General features: G+C 44.3%; 9 protein-coding genes. All 9 read right to left on the reverse strand.

Annotated features, from left to right (window positions below; all coding sequences use genetic code 11):
* Positions 1-406: 406 nt before the first annotated feature.
* Positions 407-1,441 carry an AAA family ATPase gene (locus tag AB5627_RS06440; RefSeq protein ID WP_118053137.1) on the reverse strand — a complete coding sequence of 345 codons (1,035 nt, stop codon included), beginning with the start codon at positions 1,439-1,441 and terminating at the stop codon, positions 407-409.
* A gap of 335 nt (positions 1,442-1,776) precedes the next feature.
* Entirely contained in the window at positions 1,777-2,286 is a 510-nt protein-coding gene (locus tag AB5627_RS06445; protein ID WP_265290774.1) for a restriction endonuclease subunit S, read from the reverse strand.
* The gene (locus AB5627_RS06450; protein WP_337398787.1) at positions 2,279-4,273 is read right to left on the reverse strand and encodes an N-6 DNA methylase; all 1,995 of its coding nucleotides are present in this window, start codon (positions 4,271-4,273) and stop codon (positions 2,279-2,281) included. Before AB5627_RS06450 ends, AB5627_RS06445 begins: the two co-directional genes overlap by 8 nt.
* A gap of 184 nt (positions 4,274-4,457) precedes the next feature.
* The gene (locus AB5627_RS06455) at positions 4,458-5,225 is read right to left on the reverse strand and encodes a restriction endonuclease (protein WP_337398788.1); all 768 of its coding nucleotides are present in this window, start codon (positions 5,223-5,225) and stop codon (positions 4,458-4,460) included.
* Positions 5,222-6,481, reverse strand: coding sequence for a DUF1524 domain-containing protein (locus AB5627_RS06460; protein WP_368369744.1), 1,260 nt, complete (start codon positions 6,479-6,481; stop codon positions 5,222-5,224). Before AB5627_RS06460 ends, AB5627_RS06455 begins: the two co-directional genes overlap by 4 nt.
* Before the next feature lie 3 nt (positions 6,482-6,484).
* Complete coding sequence (locus AB5627_RS06465) at positions 6,485-7,045, reverse strand: DUF262 domain-containing protein (protein ID WP_368369745.1); 561 nt, start codon at positions 7,043-7,045, stop codon at positions 6,485-6,487.
* Between the two features lie 24 nt (positions 7,046-7,069).
* The gene (locus tag AB5627_RS06470) at positions 7,070-9,709 is read right to left on the reverse strand and encodes a DEAD/DEAH box helicase (RefSeq protein ID WP_337398792.1); all 2,640 of its coding nucleotides are present in this window, start codon (positions 9,707-9,709) and stop codon (positions 7,070-7,072) included.
* Positions 9,706-10,641: a DUF1837 domain-containing protein gene (locus AB5627_RS06475; RefSeq protein WP_337398794.1), complete on the reverse strand. Its 936-nt coding sequence runs from the start codon at positions 10,639-10,641 to the stop codon at positions 9,706-9,708. The genes AB5627_RS06470 and AB5627_RS06475 overlap by 4 nt, the downstream gene beginning before the upstream one ends.
* Positions 10,642-10,664: 23 nt before the next feature.
* Complete coding sequence (locus AB5627_RS06480) at positions 10,665-13,721, reverse strand: type I restriction endonuclease subunit R (RefSeq protein ID WP_337398796.1); 3,057 nt, start codon at positions 13,719-13,721, stop codon at positions 10,665-10,667.
* Between the last annotated feature and the right edge of the window lie 2 nt (positions 13,722-13,723).

Raw genomic sequence — 13,723 nt, forward strand, 5'->3', positions numbered from 1 at the left:
TGACCCCATAAAAATTATGCACAATCATTTTGCTGAAACTGCGTATTTTCGGCACTTTTGCGGCGAGCTTTGCTCGTCCGCTGTGAGTGTTTCGGGGGCTGCGACCCCGAAACTTTAACTTGCAAGAGAATAATTCGGTTTACTTTAACTTCTGCGTATCAGGTATTTGTGCAGATTGCCGAAGGTCTCAAACTGGCTATTCGCTTTGACAATTTATTTTGGTTGATTCTATCGCCCACAACGGCTCACAAATCGCTTGTGTTGGGTTTGGGTTCGTTTCTGCTAAATCTACCCGACTGATTTTTCAAGCCCACAAATCGCCTCACGTTCGCTGATTGGGGTTGACAGTAAACATTGATTTAATTTTTACCGTCACACCTTGCAAAGCAAGTAATTTCAAGGCTTTTCACACTTTTGAAGTTAGCTTGTTGACAGTAACTTCGCTAGTGTTTTTACTGTCACTACTGTCACGCTCACGGTCGTAATGAAGAATTATCAGCCTGCCGTTTCTAGTTCGCTTGTACTGAAAATCTATGCCGTATTTTCTCAGCGTGTAACCGTTGCGAACCAGATCTCTTGTTACTCTGTTGGGATAAAATGTTTCATCAGAAACACTTTTCAGTTTCTCTATAAGTTCTGACGCCGTACCTGAAAAATCAACTTTCTTTTTGATGTAAACATACAATGCCGCAAGAAAAATGTTGTCCTTACTTTTTGGAGCGGTCGGCTCATCGGTAACGACCCACTTTTTCAAATCACTATCGAACTGCAAATTAATTTCTGCGTTTTCAATGTCACGACCGACACAGAATAGTTTAGCATTGCGACTGCCACGCTTGTTTTCAATAAGCACCAAACTTCCGTCAACACAACCGCTGATTCCTGTACTTCCCGAAATCATATTGAACGGGTCGATATCTTTGCATTTTCTAGTGTGATGTACAACTATTATTGCGATTTCAAGCTTGTCCGCAAGTGCTTTCAGCACAGAGAGCTCTTTATAATCTGAACCATAGCCTGAATCTGTTGAACCACGAACCATTTGCAGCGTGTCGATAAAAACGATTTTCAAATCACGATGTTCACTCACAAAGCCTTCGATCTGTTCTTCAAGACCGCCTCCTATCGGGTCAGACATAACAGAGAAGTAAAGCATTTCAGTTGGTTCATCGGTCAGCTCATAGAGTCTGTTTTGTATTCTTGCGTAGCTGTCCTCTAAACACAGATACAGAGCAGTTCCTTGTGAAGTTTTTAGACCTAAAATTTTTTCTCCTTTCGCTATTGACAGGCACATATCCAGTGCCAGCCAAGACTTTCCGACCTTTGGTGCACCTGCTAAGATATACAGACCTTGTGCGATCAAGCCGTCTATAACGAACTCTATTGGCTTGTACACAGTTGTCATTATTTCTTCGCAGGATCGAGTGATGAGTTTTTTCACGCTACCAGACCTCCTATTCTATTTTCAAGTTGCCGTTATTATATATGTAATTTATGCAAACAAAAAAGCTCGCACATATTTCAGATTCACGATTTGGCAACAGGATATAGTTATCCTGTTGTTTTAAATCGTGCCTGATAATATGTACGAGCTTATAGCTCTAAGTGGTTGATTATGTTTTTTATGTATGTGGTAGGCAGATCGTTATATTTTAAAACTTTTCCTTGTGTATTATAACATATAACGATGTGGTTGTCAATAGCTTGTATTTTTTGTAATTATTTTTAACTTACGCTGAAGTGGTGTGTAATAATTGGTTTTATTTACGTTGGGATTTACATACGCTGATGAAGGGTGATAAGGTGGTCGAGTTGCTTGAAAAAAGCTCCGATATGTTCTTCCTCATCAAGTTGCCGAGGAAATGCCACTTCATATTTTGCGAGTTGCGGTACAGTTAATTGTGGCACGCCAGTTGACTCAATAACAATTTTCAAAGTATTGATGACGTTCTCTAAAAAGAAAACATCGTGTTCTGATTTCACTGATAAAAGCCTTACAACTGGCGTAAAATTAACCAATCTTGCTTTTGCGTGTCCAACATCTCCACGACCAGTAACCGTAACAGCCGGAGCATTAACTCTATATTCTTTATCATAATACCCGACAATTCCATCGCCAGTGAGGGCATTAGCGATTACCGGGTACTGACCTTCAGCAAGAATTAAGTCTTTGTCGATGTCGCCTCCTGCAACCATATCAGAAGCAATATCTCCTAGCTTACGCTGTTCCCAAGTATCAGTAAAACCCGAAAATCTTATCTGAGGTATGACTTTTTCTTTAGTCATTTTGCACACCTCCCAACAGTTTCTTGAACTCACCAAGACCTTTCATATCAAATTCATTTCCGCACAGATCGTCAATCATAGAACACAGCTCTTTTTCCGTTTCTGATATCTCAGTTTCAATATCAAAATATGTGGTATCATATTTTTTAGCAAGAGCCGTGATCTTAGAAACAAGGCCGTTAACGATCGTCGAAGGGATAGAATAAAGGTTATCGACAAGGCTCTTTATCCATTTTATCTCAAGCAGTGTTTTGACCTCCTCGTCAGAAAGCCCCTCGATAGTGGTTTTGGTTTTTGCGTGAAGTTCCGCAGTTTCGGTCTTTATCTGCGATTTCAACGCCTTTTCTTCTTTAGAAAAAGCCTCGACCTTTGAAAGCTTTTCAATCAGTGCAAGAGTTTCATCTGACTTAGGTTCGCTCTTCAAAGCCTTTATCTTTTTAGAAATTTCCTTGATGATAAATGCACTATTGTCCTCAGTCAGCTGTTCTTTGCAGGTCTCTTTTTCATCTTCCGTCATATCCTCAATAATTTGTTCATACTCTGACGGGATCTCAGCAAGGCAGCGTTCCTTGGCTTTAAGAGCGTTATACTCCTCGCACAATAGTGTTGTCTGAACAAGTTCAAAAGGAATAATGTGTCCTACCCAACCTTCTTGCGTTTCCTGTTCCTTGCCGTCTTTTTTCTTTATCACAATGTTCGGGTCAACCTTTCTGGTTGCCTCAAAGCCCTCTGTTTGGATTATTTCAAGGTCTACGGCTATCTTTCCCCATTCATCATCAAGAAGCTGATAAGCCTCATACTTATCGACCAACTGAATGTCTGCCAACCGTGCAAAGATATTCTCGCTTATTGCGGTTTCCTCTTTTGATACCTCAACAGTCTCAGCATTTTCAATAAGCTCTTTACGCAGATGATCTTCAAATCCGTTAAATGCCTGCTCATATGCCTGCTCAAATTTTATTACATCGTTGCTCTTGCAAATTGCTGATTTAATATCATCGCAGGCAAGCTGAAGATATGGTGTATCGCTCGTCTTGAACAATTCTTCTCTTAAATTCGGAAAAGCGTTCCAATATTCCACAAGACCATCAACTTCATTCACAGGGATACCGCCAAACATAGAGGCGTAAATATCCCAAGTCTCCGCACTTTCAGAAGAGTCAACATATCTTGGAATATTGAGATTGTAATCATTTTGTCTTATCTCCTCACGAGAAACGACCTTTGAGAACTTCGGCACGCTTGTTCTTGAAGATACCGTATCAACAATACGTTTGATGTCAGACGCTCTAAGCTTATTGTTCTTGCCGTCTTTCACAAATCCTTTGGAGGCGTCTATAATAAGCACGTCGTTATTATCACGCATTTGTTTCAGTATCATAATAATTGTCGGTATTCCAGTTCCAAAAAATATATTTGCCGGAAGTCCGATAATAGTGTCAATATGATTATTCTCAATCAAATTTTTTCTGATTATGCCTTCCTCTCCGCCTCTGAACAGCACCCCGTGCGGAAGAACGATAGTCATAATACCCTCAGGACGAATATGATAAAGATCGTGCAGCAAGAACGCATAATCGGCTTTACCCTTTGGGGCTAGACCAAACCTTGCATAACGAGGGTCTGCCTCTTTCCCTGACGGATCCCAAGGCTGTGAATAAGGCGGATTTGAGACGACTGCATCTACATAAAGAGGCTCGTAAGTTTCCGACGGATTGCTGTCATCAAAATAAGGCCAATCCTCCTCTAATGTATCACCACAGCGTGTTGTGATGTTTGACGGTTTGATTCCTCTCATAACAAGATTCATACGAGTGAGATTGTATGTATTTTCCTTGAGTTCCTGTGCGTAATATTTGATATTATCAGAATTTGTAACATACTTTGAAACGCTCTTGCCAATGTTTATCAGCAGCGAACCAGAACCACTTGTCGGGTCTATAAAAACGCTGTCTTTGATACAAACAGAAAAAGCCTTCTCCGGCACACAAGAGCTGAAAAAGGAATGAAATAAAGGGCTTTCGAGGTTCCGCTGTGTTTTACAGCAGAGCTTCGGAAGCCCTTTTTTCTGTTTATTCGATTGTTGCTGGCCGGTTCTGTGGCCTTTGGAACTTACCCCTCAAAACCGACAGTCGAAGGAATAATTAGAAAGTGTGGAATAATTAAAAGGTTCAGTAGCCTCTATATTTCCTTGCGCTTCTTTGAATCAGCTCGTGTATTTCCTCTACATCGATGACGCTCATCATCGTATTCTGATCATCTACAAATCTGCGAGCGCCACGGGTAACATGTCCAGTTGTTACGAGAATCGCTTTATTTATTTGATCAGCCGACTGAACACCATATAGAGAACGAACGATATTTACACCCACAGAGTTCTGGCGTCCGTACCGTTTACACTCTATATAGAAAACGACCGGCTTTCCCATCTCATACTTTGTTGCGACAATATCACGACCACCATCTCTGGTTTGTTGTGTCAACTTTGTTTCAAAGCCCTCATCTTGAAGCACCCGCTCGATAACTGCCTCAAACTCTCTGGGAGAGATGTCATAGATCAACTCACGGTTTTGGGCGATGTCCATGATGATTTGCTCCACTCGTGTAAATGTAGGGTATGCATCATCGGGGTCAAAATCATCTCGGCTATATATGACTCCCATGTGCGGTTCTTCCTCAAACCGACCCCCAGCTATTTCGCTATCTTCATAGTTGAATGCACCTATAGGATACTCGTAGCCAGATATTCTGAAGGAGATTTCATTCCCGCATTGATCACATTCAATGTATCCTTCGTGACGGAATTCAATTTCTTCACCCATCCTATTATCGCCACGATCATATACATAGGACTCAAAATCAAAATCTTCTTTGTGTATTCCGGTAATCTTCCCGCATCTACCACAGCGGATAAAAACATCTTCTATAAGCTCCATCATGCAAACATCTCCGCATTCCACACCAGATTAACAAGCTGAACAAGAAGCTGAATTCGCTCAGTGATTTCTGCTTTTCCGAACTGTGCATAAGGCTTGAAGCCCAGACCATTGTCAGCAATAAACTTCTTGAACTTTGGATTATTCTGATAGGCCTGATCACCCAGCGACTCGGTATAAATGTTTCCTTCATTGGAGCAATACTTCGAGAGCTTGTAATCATATTTTGAGTCATTCAGACTGGCATTGATGCTCTTATGCAAAAGTAATAGTGCGCCGAAGCTATTTCTCCACCGTCTGAATTCTTCTTGATCGGAGTATTCGCTGGTAAACCACTCGTAATGGTCCGTGATAATATGCTCGATTTCAAATGGATTCTTTGTCTGCGTATTCATGTAGTTGCAGTAATTCGAAGCTACACCGGTCTGCTCCTCAATATAGCCCGTGATGCGAGCAAGCATATTCTTGATGTATTTCTTGGTAAAGCTGTTCAAACGCAGCTCAGGAAGGGCTGCTGCCGGATCATATGCGAGGTTGTCAGATTGGGCTTTCAAACGAGCCTTCAGCACATCAATAGAACAGCGACGAATATTCTTTGTTACGTTAAACACGTAATTCTTGATAGTGCTATAGTCTACAGACCTATAATTCGTTACTCTGGCAGTGATCAGCAGATCAATGAATCGAGCGACCAAATTAATCTTTTCAATGATAACCGGCCACGTATCCTCATAACAAATAGGAGCCAGTAGCAACTGCGGCTGAAGTGTAAAATTAACCTGTGCATTGTAATAGATATACTTTGTTTCCTCTGCAAATGTGTTCTCAGCTTCACGGATTTTCCTGTAAACATCCGCAAATTTAGAAAACTTCATAATAAAGAGCTCAAAATCATCTGTTGTGGATAGGCCGAGCTTGTCTCGCTCATCACGTACCCATTTGTGGAAAGAACCACCAATGATATCAAAATCCTGATTCACGGCACCGGCTTTCGTTTCACGGATGGTTTCGGCATATTGAGCTCTTAGCCATGCTTTGATAAATGTTTCATCTCCCTTATCGTCGTCTTTTTTGAGGGAGAGAACTTTGTCTTTCCAAATATTATTGAGTTTTTCACGCTTGGAATCATCCTTTATCTCTGATAGTAGGTATCCTTTCAACATTTCTGTTGATGTGAGACTCAGACCTCTATCGTTCATGGTTACAAAGACTTTATGGGCATCCTGTTCTGTGGTGGCCACAATCTCTATAAAGAACACCTTCTAGGCCAGCCAGTCACAGAAATGCAAGAGCATGTTGTCAGTAATATCATCATTGGGAAAAACATCAATGATATCGGTATATCTGCCATAGAGGTTTTTCACGGACTCTCCGACATTGGTCGTGTCAAACGGCTGATCATTAAAAATTGCATTCATGCAATCAGCTCGATCCTCAACATTTATATTGAAGGATTTAGTTCCGTACGCCTCAGAAAAAATCATCTGTTCGATCATGCTATAGTTCTGACCAAGTGAACGGAGCCGATTATTTAGATACATTAGCAGGAGCGTCAGCGATGAGAATCTCTGCTGGCCGTCTATGATTGCATTTTCACGACCAGCAAGAACAATGGACCCCATGAAATATGCACCATAGTCCTGCACATCCTTGCGATCATCACCGGGAACATAATAATCCAAGAACTCCGATGTAAGGTCATCGATCAGTTCCTCGATATGTTTTCTCTGCCACATATACTCACGCTGATAATAGTGAATCGAGTACTTTGTATTCTGTAAAAGCTGCTTTAAGCTCTTAGGAGAACCTTCAATCTTCTTCACGGGTAACTCTTCCTCCTGATTGGTTTATATCTTCTCTGCAAACAATTCCGGCATGTTGTATCGTACACTCGACGCCTCTGTTCGAGCGTTAGTATTTGAGCATTCAAGCAATGCCGTGCTCAGATGCCATTTTCCATCCGGCCCTTCGATAATAAACTCATCCTTGTTGTTCCGGATATATGTGGATACCTCACGAGAGAATCCGTTCCGCTGAAGAAGGATTGTTATTGGATTCGTCGTTCCGTATTCTACAAATTCGTACCAGTTGTTATCAAACTCCTTCAGCTGATGGACCGTCTTATACTCATTCGAGAAGCGAAGGAAGTAGTTTGAAATACTGAACAGCACAATGTTATCAATGACCTCCAAGGTGTCGGCAAATACGATATTGCGGTGCCGGAGTCCATCGTCGTAGTATTCTTTCTGGCCTCGGTTCACCCAGAAGTTATCAGGGTGCTGTTGCCGGTACTCCAGTGCCTTTTTCATGATATTGCTAAGGCCGGTACCTTCCATCCATTGAATAAGAACAACCGCATACCAACGCAGAAGCGTCGGCTTTCCGAGCGTGGATGCCTCATACTTTCCCCATTTGAAGATCCGACTCAGCTTTTCAAGGAAAGCCAAAACGTCGTCATAATTGAACTTCCCATCTACACGGTCAGGGTATTTCAGTCCCATTGCGATAGCTGCACGTAGGTTTTTCGTCTGATCCACCGACGTGTTGATATCATCATCCGGTTCTGTGAACGGATCAGTAAAGGCTTCTCGTATTTTCGCTTCGTCCTTGGGTGTCAGCAGATTAGAGAACTCACGCCTTACAAGGCTGTCGTTGTCCTGCATAATATCCCGTAAAAGAATGAGGGCAAACTTACGCATCATTACATAGGCTTCCTCTGACTGTGCGTCATTTCTTTTTACGAGTTCAATATTGCCCTGCAGTAGTGCCTCGACGACATATTTCTTTTCGGCGTTTGTTAGGCTCTTCGGTCCAGCCTCGATAGAAAGCGTTTGCTTCGGGACCTCTTTTTTCAAAAGGTCCACATAGTCTTCCTGTTTCAGCTTTTCACCCTGCGAGACGAAGAATACATTCCCGTAAAGGTTGAAACGGATGCGTCCGACACGTCCTATCAGGTTTCGGAAGTCAACCGGCGTCATCACCTTTCGGAAAATCTTGTTATCGGTAATGAACAGATTATCCGCTGGGAGGTTGACACCCTCAAGTAAGGTGCTGGTACAGAACATAGTCGTGATTTTGCCACGACGGAACATGTCCTCGATACGCATTCTGATGGCAGCTGGTAGGTATCCAATGTGATATGCGACGCCCTTTTTTATAATCTGGGCCAAATAGTAGTCGCCGTGAACTTCATTCGTGATATCCCTTGCCAGTGCATTCAGGTCATTATCCTGAATTTCCGAAAGTTGATCTGCAAAAGCAAGCGCATTTTCAATCGCCTTACTTCTACCGTTGCAATAAACGATGGTCTGCTGCTTTCGCTCAAAGGGGAGATCCCGGTTTATCCTTTCAAACATCAGAAGGAACGAAACCAGAGAAGCGTTTCTGTCTTTGATTTCCGCAAGGTAATCCAACTCACCGGTATGGTCGTTATATACGCTGACTGTGAAATTATTGAGGTCGATGCTGAACTTAATCTGGGCCACCGGTGAAAAAGTGGAACGTAGGTGGCTATCATCACCGTCGGTTTCGATGTCTGTCAGCAACTTTAGATATACCTCTGGATTTGGAATATTAGGTGAGGCAAAGACGAAGTGCGGCTTCTTCTTCCTTTTGAGAAGCATATCCACGGTTTTATAGTAGAACGGCCCACGGCTATTTTTTCCGGACAGTTTGTGCGCTTCATCGATGAATAGATAGTCGATTTGCAAATCCGGTTTGCTGATGAGCAGATATAACAGTCGTTCCGGAGTCAGCACAAGTATGAAGTTATGCTTGCCCTCCAAAGCGATATCCCCGGCGGCAGTGACCACCTTATAATTGTGCTCCGACAAAAGGTTCTTAAGGTCCTCGTCAATGACCTGCTTGTAGATCTCATTGATCAGTGCCTTTGTTGGGACAATCAGGGCGAAGTTCATTTTTACCCCATGCTGTATCCGGTCCTTGATGTACATTCTCATGAGGAAGGACTTACCCATAGATGTCGGACCGGAATAGCTGAAGTGATCATCCGAGAGATGATCGTAAGCATTTTTCTGTGCGCCGAAGAACCGAAGTTCCGGTGCTGCAGGAATTGTCAAATAATCATTCTGGTATTCAGCGAAGAAACGCTCTAATGCAGTCGTGCCGTAAAAGTCGCTATCGATCATCTTTCTTGCCTGATAGTTCCCGGTGTTCGCGAACACTGATCCGGCATAGAACTTTACATCAGGATTGTCCGGGTACAGAGAATACAGCAGGATGATTATCTCCTGCGCCCACATTTTATGCTTGTCCCGGTTCACCGCATGTGTCGACTTGGACAGCAAGTCGGCAAACCGCAAGGCCGACACAACATCAATTTCCCGCATCTGCCGTTTATCAGTGAGGTTAAATTTGGTGATGGCATAGTTATAAAGGATGTTGTCGTAGAGTTCATTCAGGAAGGGATTGTTGTCAATGTCCCCGAAAATGGCATCGCCAAGGTTATGCAGTATTTGATTGCTCAAGGTCTGCCACCCCCATTCATCACACGGTCCATGATTTGTGTTTTTTCAGCATCTGCATCGTTGAGTGGCAGAATGTAGAAATAAAACGAGTGGTTTCCGAGGCCAAGGGCATTAATCTTGCTGGCTATATATGCCGCATGATTGCGAATATCTGTATCCATTTTCTGAGTCAGTGCACGTCGGAAGTCTACCGCACTGTAATTAGTAGGATTGAGGCCGAGATTATACGCAAGGAAAACGCCATAGGCTGTATCATACGGGACCGACTGTCCTTTACTCGGAATAAGCAGGTCTTTGATTTTCTGAACCGTGTCTTTATCAAAGGACTTGCTGAATACCGTGTTTTCAGCAAGGGTGCGCTCCTGTGTGCTTTGCTTTTCGATCTCAACAATGGCGTCGAAGGCAGTGTCAACAGCTTTTTTCATATCACCCACAATGCTGGAGGTGCCAAACACCATGTGGTAGTATGGCATGCCGAAGGCCTGCTCCAGCGAGAGAAGATGTATTCCGTCACATTTACTGTCATATTGTTTTGCTCCGGTTTGAAGCTCTACCTTGCTCATGATTTTGGGAGCTCCCAGAACCTGCTCTAAAAACACATATAGCATGATTTCACCGAGGTCATTGCCGGTGCCTTTCTGACCCGGAGCCCCGTTGCGTTTCATGATGTCGATGGCATCCATTCCTACGCTGTACACATCGCCCTCAACATGATAGTTCTCGATCTGAGCACGAGAAAAAACGTATTGACCGATGTTCTTCCTGAGAAACACTTCAAGCTTATCGGATGAGAATGCATTGTTATTGACGTTGAGGTGAAATAGGCGCAGTTGTTCCGGGTTTTTTAGGCCAAGGGTCTCAGCGTGAGACACCTCGGTAAAAACCTCGTCAAATTTACCTCCGCTTATAGTCTTGTCAAAAGAATCATTCATTGCATTCTCCACCTTGTTACAGTTTACTCTTCATCCTTTTTGTCGCCATACGTGGCATGGTCTTCAGCAACCATCAAAGATTCCTGCGTGGGAAAATCGTATGCGACGGTTTTTTCACCCGGCCCCGGCATCACGTACTCTTTGCCTTCCGGATTGTAAGTAAGGTTGAACACCAGATCCGAAAGCCACTTCTTAAAGGATGGATTGTCTTGGAACTGCTTGAACAGCTCCATATTATCAGCCATGATTGCAAAGATAACCTGTTGCAGAGCACGTTCGCTTTCCAACCGAGCACTCTGCTCATCAGAGTTGCGCATAGCATTTTGATACTTTTTATCTCTGGACACCATTGCAGGTATTTCGAGAATCTGCCGCTGGACATTGTCGGCGTCGTTCCAGTTGATGTTGCCAAACATATCGTTGAAGTCAGAAATAATCCGGGAAAGCAGATCCATTTCCGGTTCCACAATGTGGCCAGTCTTTCCGGCAGGAACAGGCGCAATTTCAGCATCCTGATCTTCCAAGCGAATGGAGATCATTTCACGGGCTTCATTACGATAGCTCGAAAGGTCAATGGTGCTCAAGATGCCTTCTGACAGGTCGTCTTCACGAGGCGACGGCAGTTTAGGAATCAGCAGATTCAGGAAGATTGAGAGCTTTTCCCATTCCACGTTTCCATAAGGCAGAATGGCTCCGAGGAAACCGTATGTACGCACAAAGGACTTTGCAGCACTCTTGAATTTAATCTGATCGTCTGTTTCGAGCTGCTTATATACCGCCGTACAAGCATCCAGTGTTGGATCGAGGCGATCTCGCTCTGCACCGTGCAGGAACAGGTCAACAAGCCTCTCCACATCGTCGTTGCTATAGACCTGATAGTCTTCCATGACGGCGATTAAGTCATACAGCTTGTTCGGATCGGTTTCTCCGGAGAGAATTGTGGTCCGGTAATACTTTGAGAAAGACTCCTCAATCACAGATGTCTTATTGGCAAAGTCCAGAACAAAGGTGTCATCCTTGCCGGGATAAGCACGATTCAGGCGAGACAGCGTTTGCACGGCACCGATGTCGTATAGAGGCTTGTCCACATACATCGTGTGAAGCAGCGGCTCGTCGAATCCGGTCTGGAACATGTCAGCAACGATGAGTATGCGGTACGGGTCCTTCTTGAAGGTCTTTGGAATCAACGCATCGGAAAAGCCGTTCATGGCAGCTGAAGTAAGTGCTGGTTCCTGACCTTTGTATTTGTGCTCACCTGAGAAGGCGACGATGGCCTTGTATGGGCTCCGTCTGTCTGCGAGGCACTTGCTGATAGCGTAGTAATACTCAATGCAGCGAGGGATGCTGGCTGTAACGACCATAGCACGTGCCTGACCGCCGATCTTTTTCTTGGCGATTACCTGCTCGTGGAAGTGGTCAACCATCATGGCCGCCTTCTTTGCGATTGTGACCTCGTTGCTTTCAACAAAGGAGCGCAGCTTCTTCTGAGCTCTTTTCTTGTCGAACATAGGATCGTCATCAACAGTTTTCATTAGCTTATAGTAGCTGTCGATAGGCGTATAATACTTCAGCACATCCAGAATGAAGCCCTCCTGAATGGCCTGTTTCATGGTATAAACATGGAACGGTCGATGCTTGATCTCGCCATCCTCTTCATAAGCAACACCGAAGGTTTCCTCGGTCTTGTTCTTCGGAGTGGCGGTGAAAGCGAAGTAACTGGCCGTTGTCAGGAGTTTGCGGCCTTCCATCATGGCATTGATCTTATCCTCATTGTCCATGTCGTCTTCAGAGGCGAGGCCGGACAGGGCCAAGTTCATCTGAGCCGAGTTACGACCGCTCTGACCGGAATGAGCCTCGTCTATGATAACGGCGAACTTATGAGTTTTATGTTCTTGCCCGATTTCGGTAACGATATACGGGAACTTCTCGACCGTTGTCACAATGATGCGCTTCCCGTCCTGAATGGCTTTTCGGAGATCGCCCGAATGTTCTGCCCACACCACAGTGTTTTTCACCTGCATAAACTGCTTGATGGTGTTGCGGATCTGCTTATCGAGGATACGGCGGTCTGTTACAACAAGGACGGAGTCAATCAGCGGACGGCCATTCTGTTCAATGCCGATTAACTGATGAGCCAGCCATGCGATGGAGTTGGATTTGCCGCTTCCTGCGCTGTGCTGAATCAGGTAACGCTTACCGACCCCATTGGCACGAACATCGGCCAGCAGCTTTTCAACCACATCCAACTGATGATAACGAGGGAATATCTGCTTGACAGACTTCTTCTTGGTATCCTCGTCAACTTCCTCAACAACCTGTGCGTAGTTTTCTATAATGCGTGAGAGCTTTGCCTTGGTGAGAATGTCCTTCCACAAGTAGTCTGTCATCAGACCATCCGGATTCGGAGGATTACCGGCTCCGTCGTTATAGCCCTTATTGAATGGCAGGAACCAGCTGTCCTTACCGGCCAGCTTCGTGCAGAACTTGATTGTTGCATCATCCACAGCAAAATGGACCATGCAGCGTTTGAAGGAGAGCAGAATGTCACGAGGATCACGGTCGTCTTTATACTGCTGAACGGCGTATTCCGTATTCTGCTTTGTGAGCTGATTCTTCAGCTCCATCGTAATGACCGGAAGACCGTTGATAAAAATGCAGAGATCCAGAGCCAGCTTTCCGGCGTCCTGTGAGTAGCGGAGCTGCCTGGTCACGCTGAAGATGTTCTTCTCGTACATTTCTTTCTGCTTCTGGTTATTCTCGGTCGGCGTGAGATAGAACATGATCAGGTCCGCAGGATAAACCTTGATGCCGTTACGCAAAACATCGATAATGCCACGCTTGGCCAGCTCTCCCTGCAAACGGTTCAGGAACTGACGCTTCTTGGTGTCAGATTTGAATACGCTCAGCTTGTCCATCTCATCCGGCTGCGTTTCGGACAGGAAGCGGAACAGGCGTGTTTCATCCAGAGCGTATTCCTTACTATAGTCGTCGTTGGTGCCTTGCTCGTAGCCGTTCTGCTCAACAAGCCACTTTACGATTAAGGATTCCAGCCCTTCTTCTCTGGTGTTGGTAAAAGCCATAA

Origin of the sequence: Ruminococcus sp. RTP21198st1_G1_RTP21198_201120 (assembly GCF_040924265.1) — a bacterium.
Classification (GTDB): Bacteria; Bacillota; Clostridia; order Oscillospirales; family Ruminococcaceae; genus Hominimerdicola; species Hominimerdicola aceti.